This is a genomic window from Sagittula sp., assembly GCF_052825245.1.
This window is the reverse complement of record NZ_JBRBWD010000061.1, coordinates 16,851-34,548: the sequence shown is the minus strand read 5'-3', so window position 1 is coordinate 34,548 and position 17,698 is coordinate 16,851. Positions and strand designations below refer to the sequence as shown.

At 65.9% G+C, this 17,698-nt stretch carries 17 protein-coding genes; 3 read left to right on the top strand and 14 right to left on the bottom strand.

Features of this window, described 5'->3' with window-relative positions:
- Positions 1–8: 8 nt before the first annotated feature.
- The 5 genes from ACU0DV_RS24530 to ACU0DV_RS24510 are packed head-to-tail and all read right to left on the bottom strand — an operon-like array spanning position 9 to position 5,592.
- Positions 9–1,271, bottom strand: a complete 1,263-nt coding sequence (locus ACU0DV_RS24530) for an ABC transporter substrate-binding protein (protein ID WP_446240586.1) — start codon at positions 1,269–1,271, stop codon at positions 9–11.
- Entirely contained in the window at positions 1,268–2,422 is a 1,155-nt protein-coding gene (locus tag ACU0DV_RS24525) for an ABC transporter ATP-binding protein (RefSeq protein WP_283980543.1), read from the bottom strand. The genes ACU0DV_RS24530 and ACU0DV_RS24525 overlap by 4 nt, the downstream gene beginning before the upstream one ends.
- Positions 2,422–3,330, bottom strand: coding sequence for a carbohydrate ABC transporter permease (locus ACU0DV_RS24520; protein WP_446240585.1), 909 nt, complete (start codon positions 3,328–3,330; stop codon positions 2,422–2,424). The genes ACU0DV_RS24525 and ACU0DV_RS24520 overlap by 1 nt, the downstream gene beginning before the upstream one ends.
- A gap of 4 nt (positions 3,331–3,334) precedes the next feature.
- Positions 3,335–4,219, bottom strand: coding sequence for a carbohydrate ABC transporter permease (locus tag ACU0DV_RS24515; RefSeq protein WP_100930051.1), 885 nt, complete (start codon positions 4,217–4,219; stop codon positions 3,335–3,337).
- Positions 4,219–5,592 (bottom strand): family 4 glycosyl hydrolase, encoded by a 1,374-nt coding sequence (locus ACU0DV_RS24510; RefSeq protein WP_446240584.1) that lies wholly within the window; start codon positions 5,590–5,592, stop codon positions 4,219–4,221. Before ACU0DV_RS24510 ends, ACU0DV_RS24515 begins: the two co-directional genes overlap by 1 nt.
- A 191-nt stretch (positions 5,593–5,783) precedes the next feature.
- On the opposite strand from ACU0DV_RS24510, the gene ACU0DV_RS24505 reads away from it, so the two are divergent.
- Complete coding sequence (locus ACU0DV_RS24505) at positions 5,784–6,596, top strand: AraC family transcriptional regulator (RefSeq protein ID WP_446240583.1); 813 nt, start codon at positions 5,784–5,786, stop codon at positions 6,594–6,596.
- 44 nt (positions 6,597–6,640) lie between these two features.
- On the opposite strand, the gene ACU0DV_RS24500 is transcribed toward ACU0DV_RS24505, so the two are convergent.
- From ACU0DV_RS24500 to uxaC, 8 genes are all read right to left on the bottom strand, one after another.
- Positions 6,641–8,083: a mannitol dehydrogenase family protein gene (locus ACU0DV_RS24500; protein ID WP_446240582.1), complete on the bottom strand. Its 1,443-nt coding sequence runs from the start codon at positions 8,081–8,083 to the stop codon at positions 6,641–6,643.
- Positions 8,061–8,795 (bottom strand): 2-dehydro-3-deoxy-D-gluconate 5-dehydrogenase KduD, encoded by a 735-nt coding sequence (gene kduD / locus ACU0DV_RS24495; protein WP_446240581.1) that lies wholly within the window; start codon positions 8,793–8,795, stop codon positions 8,061–8,063. The genes ACU0DV_RS24500 and kduD overlap by 23 nt, the downstream gene beginning before the upstream one ends.
- Entirely contained in the window at positions 8,792–9,619 is an 828-nt protein-coding gene (kduI, locus tag ACU0DV_RS24490) for a 5-dehydro-4-deoxy-D-glucuronate isomerase (RefSeq protein ID WP_446240580.1), read from the bottom strand. Before kduI ends, kduD begins: the two co-directional genes overlap by 4 nt.
- A gap of 9 nt (positions 9,620–9,628) precedes the next feature.
- Positions 9,629–9,940: a cupin domain-containing protein gene (locus ACU0DV_RS24485; RefSeq protein WP_283980549.1), complete on the bottom strand. Its 312-nt coding sequence runs from the start codon at positions 9,938–9,940 to the stop codon at positions 9,629–9,631.
- A 10-nt stretch (positions 9,941–9,950) separates the two neighbouring features.
- Positions 9,951–11,231: a TRAP transporter large permease gene (locus ACU0DV_RS24480; protein ID WP_283980550.1), complete on the bottom strand. Its 1,281-nt coding sequence runs from the start codon at positions 11,229–11,231 to the stop codon at positions 9,951–9,953.
- Between the two features lie 90 nt (positions 11,232–11,321).
- Positions 11,322–11,843 (bottom strand): TRAP transporter small permease, encoded by a 522-nt coding sequence (locus ACU0DV_RS24475; protein WP_100930043.1) that lies wholly within the window; start codon positions 11,841–11,843, stop codon positions 11,322–11,324.
- A 76-nt stretch (positions 11,844–11,919) separates the two neighbouring features.
- Positions 11,920–12,897, bottom strand: coding sequence for a TRAP transporter substrate-binding protein (locus ACU0DV_RS24470; RefSeq protein ID WP_100930042.1), 978 nt, complete (start codon positions 12,895–12,897; stop codon positions 11,920–11,922).
- Between the two features lie 28 nt (positions 12,898–12,925).
- A complete protein-coding gene (gene uxaC, locus ACU0DV_RS24465) occupies positions 12,926–14,332 on the bottom strand; it encodes a glucuronate isomerase (RefSeq protein ID WP_446240578.1) in 1,407 nt (468 codons plus the stop codon).
- Positions 14,333–14,436: 104 nt separating this feature from the next.
- Between uxaC and ACU0DV_RS24460 the strand changes: the two genes are divergently transcribed.
- Both ACU0DV_RS24460 and ACU0DV_RS24455 read left to right on the top strand, forming a co-directional pair.
- The gene (locus tag ACU0DV_RS24460) at positions 14,437–15,135 is read left to right on the top strand and encodes a GntR family transcriptional regulator (protein WP_100930040.1); all 699 of its coding nucleotides are present in this window, start codon (positions 14,437–14,439) and stop codon (positions 15,133–15,135) included.
- 54 nt (positions 15,136–15,189) lie between these two features.
- Complete coding sequence (locus ACU0DV_RS24455; RefSeq protein ID WP_446240577.1) at positions 15,190–15,912, top strand: SDR family NAD(P)-dependent oxidoreductase; 723 nt, start codon at positions 15,190–15,192, stop codon at positions 15,910–15,912.
- A 66-nt stretch (positions 15,913–15,978) separates the two neighbouring features.
- Here the strand turns inward: ACU0DV_RS24455 and ACU0DV_RS24450 are convergent, their stop codons facing one another.
- Positions 15,979–17,628, bottom strand: coding sequence for a BCCT family transporter (locus ACU0DV_RS24450; protein WP_446240576.1), 1,650 nt, complete (start codon positions 17,626–17,628; stop codon positions 15,979–15,981).
- Positions 17,629–17,698 lie beyond the last annotated feature (70 nt).

Below are 17,698 nucleotides of genomic sequence, written 5' to 3'. Positions count from 1 at the left end.
GCCAGGGGTCAGGAGCCCATGTCCTCCAGCGCTTCCTTGATGGCGTAGATCATCTCGTCTGCCGCCGTGGCCGCGTCGATCTCGCCGTAGGCGTAGAGTTCGAGGTTGTCCTCCATGGCCGAGCGGACGTCCGGGAACTCCATCATCGGATGGATCGCCGGGCCTTCGGCGGCCATGACACGGTCCTGCGCCTCGACCTGCATCGGCGCGATGGCGCCCGCGTCGGAAAGCTGCTTGATCGCCGCCTTCGACGCCGGGACACCGCGGGTGGAGCCAAGTGCCTCGACGCCTTCGGGTTCGTTCAGCAGGCAGTTGACGATTTCCGCCGCCGCCTGCTGGTTGTCCGAATTGGCCGAGATCGAGAAGACCATCGACGACTTGCGGTAGACGCCTGCCGTCTTCTGGCCGTCCATGGTCAGCAGGTCGGTGTAGACGATCTCCTGCCCGTCTTCGAGCGGATCGGAGATCTTGAAGAAGGTGGAATCCCACTGGTAGGTGCCGCCGATCTTGCCCGCGGTCCAGTTCGGGTTCTCGTGGAGCGGCACGTTGCCCGCCGCCGCCACGTCCTGCCACTTGGGCACGACGTGGTTCTCCACCAGCGTGCCATAGAACTCGATGGCCTTCGTCAGCTCTTCCTCTGTCCACATGACCTCGTTCGTGGCCGGGTCGATCAGCGGCTTGCCGGTCATCTGCGTGCCGTAGAGCGTGACGATCAGCGCCGCGTCGAGCGCCGTGGCCTCGAACGGGTAGTAGTCCTCGCCCAGCTTCTCGGCAAAGACCGGGCCCGCGGCGACAAGGTCGTCCCAGGTCTTCGGCAGCTCCAGCCCCGCCTTCTCCCACGTGGTGGTGTTGAACACGAAAAGCCGCGCGGTGGTAGACACGGACAGGCCGTTCAGCTTGCCGTTGCGGGTGCCGTCCTCAAGCTGCGAGGCGTCCCAGTTCGACAGGTCGATGGTGTCGGAAAATGCGTTGAGATCGGCGAAACCGTCACCGTTCTTCGAGTAGATCGGCAGCCACGGCCAGTTGACCTGCATGATGTCGGCCTCTGTCTTGCCGGCGATCTGCGTGGTCAGCTTCTCGAAATGGCCATCCCAGCCGGTGTACTCCGGGTTGATGGTATGGCCGTGCTTTTCGCCGCAGGCCTTCAGGGCCTCCTGCGTGGCGGCGTGACGGCTGTCGCCGCCCCACCAGCTCATGCGCAGCTCTGCGGCATTGGCAGTCGTGCAAAGTGCCGCCGTCGCAAGCGCGATCGTCAGGATATGTCGTTTCATGCGGTTCTCCTCCCTTGAAACTCCGGTGTTGGTCTTGCCAGCGAGACGTTCCCGCCGGTGGTCTTGTCGAAGACGTGGATGCGGTGCCCCTTCGGGCGCAGGCCGACGCGGTCGCCGCGTTTCAGCCCCTTGTCGAAGAGGTGCGAGGGCACCACACAGGTGAAGATCGCTCCGCCGATGTCGGCAAAAAGGTTCACCTCGTGCCCCATGAATTCGAGGTTCCTGACCTCGCCGGTGAAGGCGCCCGCCGCGCCCTCGGGCACGACCTCAAGGTGCTGCGGGCGGATGCCCAGCGTCACCGGACCGTTCGCCACCTCCAGCCGGTCGTCCAGCCCCTGCGGGACGGCCACGCTCTGCCCGCCTGCCGTGAGCACCGGCAGCCCGTTCTCGCGGGTCAGCACGGCGTCCACCAGGTTCATCTCCGGCATCCCTATGAACCCGCCGACGAAGGCGTTCGCGGGCCTCTCGTACAGTTCCTCGGGGGTGGCCACCTGCATGATATGGCCGTCCTTCATGACGCAGATGCGGTCGCCCATGGTCATCGCCTCCACCTGGTCGTGGGTGACGTAGATGACGGTGGCAGGGCTGCCCTCGTCCTTCAGGCGCTTGTGCAGGTCGGTGATCCGCACCCGCATGGAGGCGCGCAGCTTGGCGTCGAGGTTGGACAACGGTTCGTCGAACAGGAAGACTTCGGGCTGCTTGATGAGCGCGCGCCCCAGCGCCACCCGCTGCGCCTGCCCGCCGGAAAGCTGCTTGGGCAGCCGGTCCAGAAGCTCCCCGATCTCGAGGATGGTGGAAACGCCCGCCGTCTTCGCCTCGATCTGCGCCTTCGGTTCGCGTTTCAGCCGCAGTCCGAAGGACAGGTTCCGGTGCACCTTCATGTGCGGATAAAGCGCGTAGTTCTGGAAGACCATCGCGATGCCGCGCTTGCCGGGCACCAGATCGTTGACCACCCGGTCGCCGATCACGATCTCGCCGCCGGTCACCGTCTCCAGCCCCGCGATCATCCGCAGTGTCGTGGACTTGGCGCAACCGGACGGGCCGACCAGCACCATGAACTCGCCTTCCTTGACGTGCAGGTCGATGCCGTGCACCGCCTTGAAGCCATTGCCGTAGGTCTTTTCGACCCCCTTCAGATGCAACTCGGCCATCAGCCTTTCACACCTCCCGTGGATATGCCTTCGATGAAGGACTTCTGAGCGAGGAAGAACACGACCAGCGAGGGCGTCAGCGCCAGCACCGTCATGGCGAGGATCTGGTTCCAGTCGAAGGCCTCGGTCGCGTCGATGGACAGCTTGAGCGCCAGCGAAATCGGGTACTTCTCGACGGTCGAGACGTAGATCAGCGGGCCGAGGAAATCGTTCATCGTCCACATGAACTGGAACAGGCAGACAGAGATGATCGCGGGCATCAGCATCGGCACCACGATGAAGACCAGCGTCTGCACCACGTTCGCCCCGTCGCAGCGCGCCGCCTCCTCCATCTCGCGCGGGATGGCGCGGAGGAACTGGATCACCATGAAGACGAAGAACGCATCGCCGGCCAGCCACGAGGGCGCGAACAGCGGCAGGTAGGTGTCGAGCCAGCCCAGTTCGCGGAACAGCAGGTACTGCGGGATGCGCGTCACCACGTCGGGCAGCAGCAGCGTGGCGATCAGGATGGTGAAGAGCACCTTCTTGCCCGGGAACTCGAAACGGGCAAATCCGTAAGCCACCAGCGTGCAGGAGATCGCGGTGCCGATCACCTTCGGGATCACGATCTGCATCGAGTTGATGAAGAACGTGGCGAAGGTGTAGGGCGTCGAGGTCTGCCAGCCTTTGACATAGCCGTCGAGCGTCGGCTCCTTCGGCCAGAACCACGCCGAGGAGAACATCTCGGAGTTGGTCTTGAACGAGGCGCCGATCAGCCAGATCAGCGGGTAGATCATCACCAGTCCCACGAGGATCAGCAGCCCGTAGCGTATGGCAGAGTTGATCCGGGCCTTGCGGCGCAGCCGGATCTCAAGCTGGGTCGGCGCGTCGTCGCGGGTGGTGTCGGGCAGGTCCGAGAGGGAAACCATATGCTCAGCTCCTCTTGTCGCCGGCGTAGTAGACCCACTTCTTCGAGGACCAGAAGGCCAGGAGGGTCAGCACCATGATAATCGCGAACAGCACCCAGGCGATGGCCGACGCATACCCCATGTCGAAGCTCTTGAACGCCTCGTCGTAGATGTAGAGGGGCAGCAGGTAGGTGGACTTCAGCGGTCCGCCCTGGGTGATGATGTAGGGTCCGTTGAACTCCTGGAACGCCTGCACGGTCTGCATGATGAGGTTGAAGAAGATCACCGGCGTGATGAGCGGCAGGGTGATGTAGCGGAAGATGTGCCAGGGGTTCGCCCCGTCGATGGCCGCCGCCTCGTAGAGCGACCTGTCCACCGATTGCAGCGCGGCGAGGAAGATCACCATGGCCGACCCGAACTGCCAGCAGCGCAGAAGAGTCAGCGTGATCAGCGCGTTGTCGGGATCGCCGAACCAGTTGACCGCTTCGAACCCAAGGCCCGTGAGGACCATGTTGACCAGCCCGGTGTTGGCGAACATATAGCGCCACAGCACGGCAATCGCGATGGAGCCGCCCAGGATCGACGGCACGTAATAGGCCGTGCGGAACAGGTTGATCCCGCGCAGCCGGTAGTTCAGCACCACCGCGATGAACAGCGCGAAGATCAGCTTCAGCGGCACGGTCATGGCGACATAGGTCAGCGTCACGCTCAGCGATTTGTCGAAGGTCCGGTCGCGGGTGAACAGCTTCTCGTAGTTCTTCGTGCCCACCCACTCCGGGCTGCTCAGCAGGTCATAGTCGGTGAAGCTGAGGTAGAAGGACGCGACGAAGGGGAAGGCGGTGAACAGCGCCAGCCCGATGATGTAGGGCGCGACGAACCACAGCCCGAGGAACTTGCTGTCTCCGCCCATCAGGCCGCCCCCCGCAGGTTGTCCGGCAGCCACTGTGCCGTCGCCGCCAGCATCTCGGCGAACATCGCGCGGGCCGTGGCGGTGTCGAGGTGGCGCACCAGCGGGTCGGAATGGAACAGCGGGAAAAGCGCCCCGCCGTCCACTTCCATGACCGCGCCGACAAGCGCCGTCTGCCGGTCCGCATGGTCCCGCAGGATGTCCGTGAGTGGTGCGGGCAAGGGATCGGCCACCATCGGCACGATGCCGAGGCCGGAGAACATGGCGTTGGTTTCCACCACCTCGCCAAGCGGCAGGCCGGGCATCTGCCCGGTGTTGGGCAGGTTGACGTTGCTGACGAAGGGCGCGCCGCTCTTCAGGGCGACGATCTGATCGACCATCGCCTCGTCCGAGCGACTGGCGGCGGGCGTCCCCTGCCCCTCCGCCAGGGCCTCCGCCCGCGCCTGTTTCGCGGCGCGGTCGCGGATGCGGTACTCCACCGGCGTGAGGGCAAAGCCCCAGCGTTGAGGATCGTCGAGATAGCCGGGCAGGAACTCCGCCAAATGCCGGTCGCCTGCCGCGGCGGGCACGCCAAAGCGCGCGCCAAGGTCGAATGCAACCCGGCAACGGCTGCCGAAGTAGCGCGCGTGCTCCTCGTCCTTCCCGGGTTCGGTCAGGAAGGAACCGTCTTCGCGGTGCGCCTCTGCCCAGGCGCGGTAGTCGGGAAGCATGTCGCGCCCGTGCAGGGCGATACGGGTGACGAAGGTGAAATGGTTGATCCCGGCCACCGAGACCTCGACATCGCGGTGCGAGGCACCCTCCCCGGCCAGCGCCGCCACCTGCCGCCGGATCTTCGTCACCTCGTGGCATTCGCCCCAAGCCCGGATAGCAGGGAAGGCCGCGTAGAGCGCGCCGGTCAGGCAACTCATCGGATTGGTCAGGTTGCAGACCCACGCCTCGGGCGCATGGTCGCGGACGGCCCGCCCGATCTCGGCCAGCATCGGCACCGACCGGATCGCCCGGACAAACCCGCCCGGCCCAACTGTGTCGCCCACGGCCTGCGCGATCCCGTAGCGCGCGGGGATGGCGATGTCGTGGCCCATGTCCTCGAACCGGCCGGGCAGGATGGATATCACCACCACGTCGGCCCCCTCCAGCGCCTCCGGAAGGGAGTTGCAGGCACGGTAGGTCGCGGGCGTGCCACTCGACACCTGCGCGTAGCGGGCGCCGATCCGGGCGTTGCGTTCTGCGGCCGTCGGGTCGATGTCAAAAAGCCTGACCTCTGCCGCCAGCCGCGTGTCCTCTGCCAGATCGGCCATGAGCGTCAGCGCCCAGTTCAGCGACCCTCCGCCCACGAAGGCGATCCTGACGGGAAGTGTGTCTCCGGATTTGTGCATGTCGTCTCTGCAAGGTCACACGCGTTACGTGCACACTCGCAACTCCTCCTCTGGAAAGGCACCGATTCACCCACTCCTCTGGGTTTTCGCCGCCGTTGAATCACAGTAATATGCTAGTCAGCCGTTCGGAATGCTGGTATTCCGAGAAAATGATGGACGAAATCGAACATTCGCCACTTCAGCACATTCCGATGCGGTCCCTGTCCCTGACCTTGGCCCGCTCGACGATCCGCATGCGCCATGGCCCGCGCTGGTCCATCGACAAGGTGAACCCGGTCCATGACCTCGTGATCTGCCTGTCGGGTGCGGGAAAGTACGTGCTGGGCGACTACGGGACGGAGGTCACGCTGACTCCCGGCCATGCCATGCTGATCCCGGCGTGGACAAGGTTCCGTGGGCGCCATGGAGGGGGAGAGGAGACCTTCACCGGCATCGCGCAGCACTTCTCGCTGGATCTCTTCGGGCGGGGCGACCTGATCGGGCAGCTCGACCTTGCAGCGTCCGTGCGGCTCAGCCGCTGGGACAGCCTCTGCCACACCGTGACCGACTACCATGCCACGGTGCCCCACGGCAGCACCACGCTCATTCAGCACCACCAGTTCATGGTGCTCCTGCTGGCGGTGCTGGAGGACGCGTTTCTCGGCTGGAAGGTAGAGGATGCCGCACCGGATTCGCAGGATCACCTGTCGATCCAGATCATGCGGGTGGCCACGCGCCTGTCCTCCGACCCGCTGGGGGCCGCTCTTGAGGAAGCCATGCAGAGCCTCGGCTACAACGAGGATTACTTCCGCCGTGCCTTTCGCGACCGTATGGGCCTGACGCCGCAGAAGTTCCGGGAACGCAAACGGATGGAGTTCGCCGCCAACCGCCTGGGCCAGGGCCTGTCGGTCAAGGCGGTGGCGGCGGAACTGGGATATACCGACCCGTATTTCTTCAGCCGGATGTTCAAGCGCCACCTCGGCGCCAGCCCCTCCGTCTACCGCGAAACCGGGCGCAGGCCCTAGACGCGGCACCGGCGGATGAAAGGGCGGACCGAAGCCCGCCCCGCTCACTTGCCGTCGAGGTAGTCCGCGACCGAGGCGCGCGCGCCCTTCCCGGCCAGCGACACGTAGGCCGCCGTCACCGCATCGCGGAAAGCCGCGTTCCCGGCCAGCCCCTCGTCAAAGACATCGCGCATCTCCAGAAGTGCCGCGACCTTTTCTTCCGGAGTTTCCGCGCCGTCGGACGCGGCCTTCAGCCGGCCTGCCAGCGGATCGCGCACGTCGATGGTCGCGCCCGTCTCGTCCACGCCGCCCACGTAACGCATCCACCCCGCCACGGCGAGGCACAGGCCCCTCGGGACACGGCCGTCTTGCAGATTATCGCGGATGGTGCCGAGCAGCCGCTGCGGCAGCTTCTGCGAGCCGTCCATCGCGATCTGCCACGTGCGGTGACGGATCGCGGGGTTGCGGTACCGCTCCAGCAGCGCGGCCGCATAGGCCGGCAGGTCCTCGCCCTCGGGCTGCGGCACGGTCGGCAGGATCTCCTCCGCCCACAGCCGTTCGCACAGCGCGGCAAAGACCGGGTCGGCCACCGCGTTCGAGATCGTCTCGTGTCCGGCGAGGTAACCGAGATAGGCCAACGTCGAATGCGTGCCGTTCAGGCAGCGCAGCTTCATCAGCTCGTGCGCCTCGACGCTTTCCACGAATTGCGCGCCGGCCTTGTCCCAGTCCGGGCGGCCAGAGGCAAAACGGTCCTCGATCACCCATTGCCGGAAGGGTTCGTGCACCACCATGGCGGGGTCTTCATAGCCCTCCGCCTCGGCCAGCCGGGCCACGTCGGCCTCCGTCGTGGCGGGCGTGATGCGGTCCACCATGGTCGCCGGGAACGGCACCTCGGCAGTGATCCAGTCCGCCAGCTCCGGCGAGACGCGGCGGGCGAAGTCCAGCACCACGCCCTTCGCCAGCACGCCGTTCGACGGCAGGTTGTCGCAGCTCAGCACGGTGAAGGGTGCCTCGCCTGCCGTGCGGCGGCGGTCCAGCGCGGCGCAGATGAAGCCCACGGCGGACCGCGGCGCGCCTGAGATTTCGAGGTCGTGCACGATGTCGGGATGTGCCGGGTCCAGCGCCCCGGTGGAGGGATTGTGGCAATAGCCCTTCTCGGTGATCGTCAGTGACACGATCCTGACCGCCGGATCGGCCATGGCGTCGACCACCGCCGCCGGGTCCTCCGGTGCCACCAGCACGCGGGCGATGGAGCCGATCACGCGCCGCACCTCGCCCTCGGGCCCCAGTTCGACCGCCGTGTAGGCGCCGCCCTGCGGCATGAGCTGGTCGCGCGCGGTCGGCGACTTCAGCGAGACGGCGCAGATCCCCCATGGCGCGTCGCCGCGCACCTCGTCGGTGTAGATCGCGTTGAACGCCCGAAAGAACGCACCGGGGCCAAGATGCACGATGCCGACCTCGGGCGCATCGCCCGTCCGCTTCAGCCTATCGGGCAAGCCAGCCTCCATCCACGTTCAGGACCGCCCCGGTCACGTACTTCGCCGCAGGCGTGCAGAGGAAGACCACCGCCCCGGCGATATCCTCCGGATCGCCCCACCGGCCCGCCGGGATGCGGTCGAGGATCGCCTTGCTGCGGTCGGGATCGTTGCGCAGCGCCTCGGTGTTGTTGGTCGCGATGTAGCCCGGGGCCACGGCGTTGACGTTGATGCCCTTCGCGGCCCATTCGTTGGCGAAGATCTTCGTCAGGCCCGCGACACCATGTTTCGAGGCGGTGTAGGACGGCACGCGGATGCCGCCCTGGAAGGACAGGAGCGAGGCGATGTTGACGATCCGCCCGCCCGCGTCGCGCGCAAGGGCGTTCTTAGCGAACCGCTGGCACAGCATGAAGACGGCCTTGAGGTTCACGTCCATCACGTCGTCCCAGTCCGCCTCCGAGAAGTCGACCGAGTCCTCGCGGCGGATGATGCCGGCGTTGTTCACGAGGATGTCGAGGTCGTCCGGCAAGGCCGCCACGCAGGCGTCGATGTCGGCGAGGTCCAGCATCAGCTCCTCGGCCGTGCCGCCCACAGCCTCACAGGCCGCGACTGTCTCCGCGCAGGAGCGGCGGCCGGCGGCGATCACGTGCGCGCCCGCCTCTGCCAGCCCCACCGCGATGGCCTCGCCGATGCCGGTGTTCGCGCCGGTGACCAGCGCCCGCTTGCCGTCGATCCGGAAACTCAACGCAGGTCCTCCATCGCCACCATGTCCATGTCGGTGAAGTCGACGTTGTCGCCCGCCATCGCCCAGCAGAAGGTGTAGGCCGAGGTGCCCGCACCGGCGTGGATCGACCACGGCGGAGAGATGATCGCCTCTTCGTTGGCGATGACCATGTGGCGGGTCTCTTCGGGCTTGCCCATGAAGTGGAAGACGCGCTGCCCTTCGGGAATGTCGAAGTAGAGATACGCCTCCATCCGGCGGTCGTGCAGGTGGCAGGGCATCGTGTTCCAGATCGAGCCGGGCTTGAACTGGGTGTACCCCATCACAAGCTGGCAGCTTTCGACCACCTCGGGGTGCACGAACTGGTGGATCGTCCGTTCGTTGCTGGTCTCCTGCGCGCCCAGTTCGACGTGGCGGGCCATCTCGAAGGTCACGAGCTTCGTCGCGCAGGCACGGTGCGCGGGCGCGGACAGCACGTAGTACCGTCCCGGCGCGTTGAACGTCACGGCGCCGGAGCCCATGCCGACGTAAAGGACCTCTCCCTTGCCGATGGTGTGGCTTTCGCCGCCGACCTCGACGGTCCCGGCCTCACCGATGTTTAGGATGCCCATCTCGCGGCGTTCGAGGATCGTGGCCGTCCCCGTCTCCGGCACGTGGTCGAGCACCAGCGGGCCAGACACCGGCACGGCAGAGCCGAGGATGAGGCGGTCGTAATGCGAATAGACCAGCTTGATCTCGCCTTCCGCGAACAGGCCGCCGACGTGGAAATGATCGCGCAGGCCTTGCGTGTCCAGCCCCTTGGTGGTGGCCGGGTCGATGGCATAGCGGGTTTCGGCGTTGGTCGTCATGTCTTCTCCTTACAGGAAATCGTCGCGTCGGGGTGTGAAGGTGTCGATCAGCTCGCCCTGCTCGAGGCAGATGCAGCCGTGGCGCGCGCCGGAGGGGATCACGAAGCTGTCCCCGGGCCGGACGTCGAACACCTCGTCCGCCACCTGGAACCGGAACTTGCCTGCCTTCACATAGGTGGACTGGATGTGGGGATGGTCGTGCAGCTTGCCCTCGGCGCCTTCCTCGAAGCAGAAGGACACGACCATCAGTTCGGGCCGCTCCGACAGGACCTGTCGGGTGACACCGGGATCGGGAAAGGCGCGGGGATAGGTCTTCAGCATTGGGGTTCTCCTATCGGAAGACGGCGGGCAGCCAGAGCGACAGCGCCGGGACATAGGTCACCAGCATCAGCACGGCGAGCGAGGCGAGGTAGAACGGCCAGATCGTGCGGATCACCTCGCCGATGCGGATGCGGCCCACGGCACAGCCGACGAACAGCACCGCCCCCACCGGCGGCGTGCAGAGGCCGATGCCCAGGTTGAGGATCAGGATGATGCCGAACTGCACCGGGTCGACGCCATAGGCCGTGGCGACCGGCAGGAAGATCGGCGTGGTGATGACGATCAGCGGCGACATGTCCATGAAGGTGCCGAGGAACAGCAGCACCACGTTCAGGAGCAGCATGATGAGGATCGGGTTGTCGCTGAGCCCCTTCATCCAGGACACGAGGTCGGCGGGCACGCGCAGGTAGGCAAGGAGCCAGCCGAAGGCCGCCGCCGATCCGATGACCAGCAGCACCATCGACGAGGTCCGGACCGCCGACATGGTCGCCGCCACGAACTCTCCCCAAGGAAGGGAGCGGTAGACGAACCACGTCACCGCCAGCGCGTAGATCACCGCGATGCACGACGATTCCGATGCGGTGAAGACGCCCGAGCGCACGCCGCCGAAGATGATCGCCACGAGGATCAGACCGGGGACCGCGCTCAGCAGCAGGCCCAGCATGGCGCGGGCGCCGGGGAAAGGTTCTGTCGGGTAGCCGCGCTTCCTTGCGACGGCCCATGCCGCCACCATCAGCGCAAAGGCCAGCAGCAGCCCGGGGATGATGCCGGCGGTGAAGAGGTCGGCGATGGACAGCCGCCCGCCCGCCGAGATCGAATAGATGATCAAGTTGTGCGAGGGCGGCAGCATCAGCGCGATGATCGAGGAGGTCACCGTCACGTTCACCGCGTAGTCCTTGCCGTAGCCGCGTTCCTCCATCTGCGGGATCATCAGGCCGCCGATGGCGGACGCGTCCGCTGCCGCCGAGCCCGAGATGCCCCCGAACAGGACCGATGCGGCGATGTTCACCTGCCCCAGCCCTCCGCGCATGTGCCCGACCGCGGCGCCCGCCAGCGCCACCAGCCTTCGCGCGATGTCGCCGCGCACCATCAGTTCGCCCGCGTAGATGAAGAACGGGATGGCCAGCAGCGCGAAGACCGAGATGCCGGAGTTCAGCCGCTGGAACACCACCACCGGCGGCAGGCCGATGTAGGCGATGGTCGCGAAGGACGACACACCGAGGCAGAACGCGACCGGCGTGCCGATCAGCAGGAGCACCGTGAAGGTGCCGAAAAGGACGATCAGTTCCATGCAGTTTCCCTCGCCGGGGCCGCGGCCCCCTGCCCGTTCAGGGCGAATTCCCATGCCCGCGCGGGGCCAGTTCGTCCGGCCGCTGCCGGCTCATTCCTCTATGGCGTCGTCACCGAACCGCGACGTGGCCAGCCCGACCGAGCGTCTCAGCAGCCGCTCCAGCGACAGCAGGATCATCAGGATGCCGCCGACGATCAGGCTTAGGAACGAGGTCGCGCCGGTGATCCCGAGGTTCGGGATCGTGGTGGCCCATGTCGTCTCGGCCAGTTGCCAGCCGTACCAGACCATGCCGCCGCCGAAGGCGATGACCACGAGGTCCGAGACGGTGTGAAAGAACCTCTGCACACGCTCCGGCAGGATGTAGAGCAGCACGTCGAACGACAGGTGGTTGCCCTCGCGCACGCCCACCGCGGCGCCGAGGAAGATGAACCAGCCCATCAGCAGGATGGAGGTCGTCTCGGTCCACGTGGGCGTGTCGTTCAGCACGAAACGGCCCCAGACCTGCCAGCCGATCAGCGCCGTCATGCCCACCAGCCCGGCGCCCGCCAGCCACAGGAAGACCTTCGTCGCCCGAGCGACGACCGCCGACAGTTTCAGCACAGTCTCTTGCATGATGGGTCCCCCTCGGGTCCGCCCCGCCCCCGAAAAAAGGCGGGCCTGCACAAAGGCAGGCCCGCCGGGATGTCAGTTATTCGACAGCGCGGATCTCATCGACCAGCGACTTCAGCTTCTCGGAGGTCACATGCTTGTCGTAGACCGCGTTCATGGCGTCCATGAACGGCTGCTTGTCGATGTCCTCGATGATCTCGACACCGGCGGCGCGGACCTTCTCTTCGGAGGCCTTCTCGCGCTCGGCCCAGAGCTCGCGCATGATCGGCACGCTGTCCTTGGCGGCCTGGCGCACCAGCTCCTGGTCTTCCGGCGACAGCTTGTTCCACGACGCCTGCGACATCACCAGAACTTCCGGCACGATCAGGTGCTGGTCGAGCGTGTAGTAACCAGCGACTTCGTAGTGGCCCGAGGATTCGAAGGACGGCCAGTTGTTCTCGGCCCCGTCGATGACGCCGGTCTGGATCGAGGAGTAGACCTCGCCATATGGCAGCGGCGTGGCGTTTGCCCCGAGCGCATCCACCATGTCCACGAAGACGTCGGACTGCATGACGCGGAACTTCAGCCCTTCCATGTCCTCGATCGAGGTGATCGGCTTCTGGCTGTTGTAGAACGACCGCGAGCCGCCGTCGTAGTAGGCAAGGCCCACGAGCTGGTGGTTCTGGAACTCGTTCAGGATCTTCTCGCCCACTTCTCCATCGACCACGGCGTGCATGTGGTCCGTGCCGCGGAAGATGTAGGGCAGCGAGAAGACCTTGGTTTCCTCGATGATGTTGTTGAACGGTCCGAGCGAGACGCGGTTCAGGTCGATCACGCCCAGCTGGGTCTGCTCGATGGTGTCCTTTTCCTCGCCAAGCTGGGCAGAATGGAACACCTCGACGCAGATGCGCCCGTCAGAGCGCTCTTCCAGCATCTCGCCCATCTTCTCGACGGCGACCACCGTCGGGTAGCCTTCGGGGTGCGTGTCCGACGAGCGCAGGGTGATCTCGCAGGCGCTGGCCGCGCTCACCATGGCCGCGGACGCCAAGAGCGCCGCTAGGGTTGTCTTCATTTTCATGTCAGTCTCCTCCCTGGATGAAACGGCATCAGAGCCCGTAGGCATCCTTCGCCAGATTGTACGTGAGGTCGGCCGCGACCTCGTACGCCTCGCTCTCCCGCAGGCGGCCCGTTCCGACCAGCCCCGCGAGATAGGCGCAGTCCGACCGGCGCGCGACGTCATGGCGCGCGGGGATCGAACAGAACGCCCGTGTGTCGTCGTTGAACCCGGCGGTGTTGTAGAAGCCGCAGGTCTCGGTCGTGGCTTCGCGGAACTTCCGGATGCCCTCGTAGCTGTCGAAGAACCACCACGGCGGGCCGAGGCGCAGGCAGGGATAGGCCCCGGCCAGCGGCGCCAGTTCGCGCCCGTAGGTGGTTTCGTCCAGCGTAAAGAGGATGACCTTCAGCTTCGGCTCCATCCCCACGGCATCCAGCAGCGGCTTCAGCGCGCCGACATAATCCGTGCGTCCGGGAATATCGAACCCCTTGTCGCGCCCGTGCGTCGCGTAGACGCCGGCCGAGTGGTTGCGGCGGCTGCCGGGGTGGATCTGCAGCGTCAGCTTGTCGTCCAGCGACATCCGCGCCATCTCGGTCAGCATCTGGCCGCGGAAGGCGTCGGCCTCTTCCGGGGTGCAATCGCCCTTCAACGCTTTCTGGAACAGGGCCGAGGCCTCTGCCTTCGGCAGGTTCTCAGTCCGGGCGGTGGCATGACCGTGGTCCGAAGCGGTGGCGCCGAAGGTCTTGAAGAACAGACGCCGGATGCGGTGCGCGTTCAGGTAGCCGTCCCAGGTCGCGGTGTTCTCGCCGGTCACGGCGCCGAAGGCCTCGACGTTGGCGGCGAACCCCTCGAACTCCGGATCGACAACGGCGTCGGGGCGATACGTGGTGACAACCCGTCCGCCCCAGCCACTCTCGCGGATCATCTGGTGCCACTTCAGGTCGTCCAGCGCGCCCTCGGTGGTGGCCAGTACCTCGATTCCGAAGCGTTCGAACAGCGCGCGCGGGCGGAAGTCGTCCTGCCCCAGCTTCGCATCGATGAAATCGTAGATCGCATCGGCATTGGCCGCCGCCAGCACCTCGTCAAGGCCGAAGACATGCTCGAAGGAGTGATCGAGCCACATCGACGACGGCGTGCCCCGGAACAGGTGATAGTTCTCTGCGAACCGCCGCCAGATGGCGCGCGGATCCGCCTCCGTCGCGCCGCCGTCGACGCGCGGCACGCCCAGATCGCTCAGCGCCACCCCCTGCGAGACCAGCATGCGGAACACGTAATGGTCGGGAATCACGAACAATTCTGCGGGGTTCGGGAATCGCTCGTTCTCGGCGAACCAGCGCGGATCGCAATGCCCGTGCGGGCTGACGATCGGCATGTCCCTGACGCTGCCATAGAGATCCCGTGCCAGCCCACGCAGACCCGGTTCTACCGGAAAAAGGCGATCGGGATCGGTCAGAGGCATCTTACACTCCAAATTTCCAACTTGATCTGCTAATATGCTAGTTGTCCAATTGTGTCAACGCGGCCCGCCCGCTAATCTGCGCAAACCAATCCGGCGGAGACCAGATGTCAGAGATCACCATTACGCCCCTTGCCCCCCTGACCCAGAAGTCCGCCACGGACATGGTCTTCGACACGCTTTACGAGGCGGTGATCTCCCTTCAGCTCCCGCCCGGCACGCGGGTGTCGGAGGCCGAGATCGCCCAGCAGCTCGACGTGTCCCGCCAGCCCGTGCGCGACGCCTTCTTCCGCCTGTCGAAGCTGGGCTTCCTGCTGATCCGCCCGCAGCGCGCCACGCTGATCTCGAAGATTTCGCCCAAGGCCGTGCTGAACGCGGCCTTCATCCGCACGGCCATCGAATGCGAATGCCTGCGCGAGGCGGCCCGGCAAATGACGCCCGAGGCCGCAGCCCGCCTGCGCGCCAGCCTCGACCGGCAGGAGGCGGCGCTGGAGGAATCGGACCGCGCCGTCTTCCACGCGCTCGACGACGCCTTCCACCTGCTGATCAGCGAGATCGCAGGGCATCCGCACGCATGGGAGCTGATACAGGAACAGAAGGCCCACATGGACCGCGTGCGCTTCCTGACCCTGTCCGGCAAACGCCAGCGCCAGGTCCACGCGGAACACCAGGGCATCGTCGACGCGTTGACGCGCGGCGATACCGCCAGTGCCGAGGCGCAGCTGCGCAACCACCTGGCCGACATCCGGCACGTTCTGGCCCGGGTGCGCGCGGAACATGGCGACTATTTCGAACCCGTGGACTGACCTCTTCCCCGCACCGCGCAAACGTGATCCCCTGAGCCAGAGGGGGAGCACGACATGCACATCGACCTGACCGGACAGACCGTCCTGATCACCGGCGCGGCGGGCGGCATCGGGCGCGCCATGACCGATACGTTTGCGCGCGCCGGGGCACGGCTGATCCTGTCGGACCTCGACATCGCAAATCTGCCCTCGGGCGAAGACATCCTTCCCCTGCCCTGCGACGTGACCGACGCCGCATCCGTCCGCGCGATGGTCGCCGAGGCGCAGGAACGGTTCGGTCCCCTCGACATCGCGATCAACAACGCAGGGATCTCCGGCCCCTTCGGACCGCTTGCGAAGCTCTCACAGGACGACTGGAGCCGTCTGATCGCCGTCAACCTGACCGGCACATTCAACGCGCTTCAGGCAGAGATCCCGGCGATGCGCGACGGCGGGCGCATCCTCAACGTAGCCTCGCTGGCCGGTGTGGCGGGCGCGCCCGGCCTTGCCGCCTATGCCGCCACGAAACACGGTGTGGTAGGCCTGACCCGATCCCTCGCCCACGAATTGCGCAAGCAGCGCATACGCGTCAACGCGCTCTGCCCCAGCTTCACCGATACACCGATGCTGGACGCCATGGGGACGGAGAAGACGCGGTTCGAAACGCCGCTCAACGCCCTAGGCCGGTTCGGCACGGCGCAGGAGATGGCCGATGCTGCGCTCTGGATCACCTCGCCGCAGAACAGCTTCATGAACGGGCAGGCGATCACGCTCGACGGCGGCATCTCCGCCCTTTGACATCCACCCTTCAAGAACGAAAAAAGGCGGACCCGAAGGCCCGCCTTTCCTGTCATGTCAGGCGCTTCAGGCCCGGCGTTCGGTCCTGAGACCCTGGTAGATCGCCCAGCACATCGCCAGCAGCACCAGCGTGAACGGCAGACCGGTCGAGATGACCATGGCCTGCAAGGCTGCAAGGCCACCGCCCAGCAGCAGCACGATGGCCACCGCGCCCTCGAACACGCACCAGAACACCCGCTGCGGGATCGGCGCATCGACCTTGCCGCCCGCGGTGATCGTGTCGATCACGAGCGACCCGGAGTCGGAGGAGGTCACGAAGAACACGATCACCAGCACGATGGCGATGACCGAGGTCAGGCCCGACAGCGGCAGCCCTTCGAGCATCGCGAACAGCGAGATCGGCGGGTTGTAGCTGTCGATCACCTGCGCCTTCACCGGCGAGTTCACCGGATCGGCCAGCACCTGCTCGATGGCTGCGCCGCCGAAGGTCGCCATCCACAGGATGCAGACCAGCGAGGGGATCAGCAGCACGCAGATGATGAACTCGCGCACGGTGCGGCCACGGCTGACGCGGGCGATGAACATGCCCACGAACGGCGACCAGGAGATCCACCAAGCCCAGTAGAACGCGGTCCAGCCCTGGCGGTAGGCATCGTCCTCACGGCCGAACGGGTTCGACAGCGGGATGAGGTCCTTGGCGTAGGCCACCATGCCCTGACCGAACTCTGTCAGGATCGCCATGGCGCCGGCGGCAAAGAACACGAAGACCAGCAGCACGGCGGCGATGCCCATGTTGATTTCGGACAGCAGCTTCACACCGCCGTCGAGACCGCGCAGCACCGACACCAGCGCGATGGCCGTGATGAAGGTGATGAGCAGGATCTGGACCGTGGTGTTGTTCGGGATACCGAAGACGTGCTCAAGACCGGCATTGGCCTGCTGCGCACCGAAGCCCAGCGAGGTGGCAAGGCCGAAGAGCGTCGCGAAGACCGCCAGCGTGTCGATGACGTGACCCCACCAGCCCCAGACCTTCTCGCCGAAAATCGGGTAGAAGGCGGAGCGGATCGTCAGCGGCAGGCCCTTGTTGTAGCTGAAGAGCGCAAGCGCCAGCGCCACGACCGCGTAGATCGCCCAGGGGTGCAGGCCCCAGTGGTAGATCGTGGCGGCAAGGCCCATCTCGCGCGCCGCGTCGACGTTGGCGGCGATGATGCTTCCGTCCTCGGCGATGGGCGACGGCGTGCCCAGCGGTTGCGAGATCGCCATGTGATAGACCGGCTCGAGCACCCCGAAGAACATCAGGCCGATGCCCATGCCGGCGGCAAAGAGCATCGCGAACCAGCCGAGGTACGTGTAATCCGGCGTCGCATCCGCACCGCCCAGCCGGACAGAGCCCACCGGCAGCACGATCAGCGCAAGGCAGAACAGCACGAAGATGTTCGCCGCGCTCAGGAAGAACCAGTCAAACGACGAGGTCAGCGCCGGGCGCAGCCAGCCAAAGAACTCGCCCGCCTGCTCGGGCAGCGCCAGCGCGTAGAACACGAAGGCCATGATGCTGAGACCCGAGATCAGGAAGACCGGGTTGTGGATGTCCATGCCGAACGGCCCGACCTGCGTCTGGATGTTGTCCTGGCCGATCGTGTATTCCGTGTCGATGAGATTTGCAGCGCCCTCCGGCACCGGTATGCCCGTCTCCGGGTCGACTGAATTTTCTGTCATCTCGCGTTCCCCTTTGTCCGTTTCTGTTGCTTTTGTAGTTCTGGCAGGTAGTCCGTCCGGGCAGGTTGCA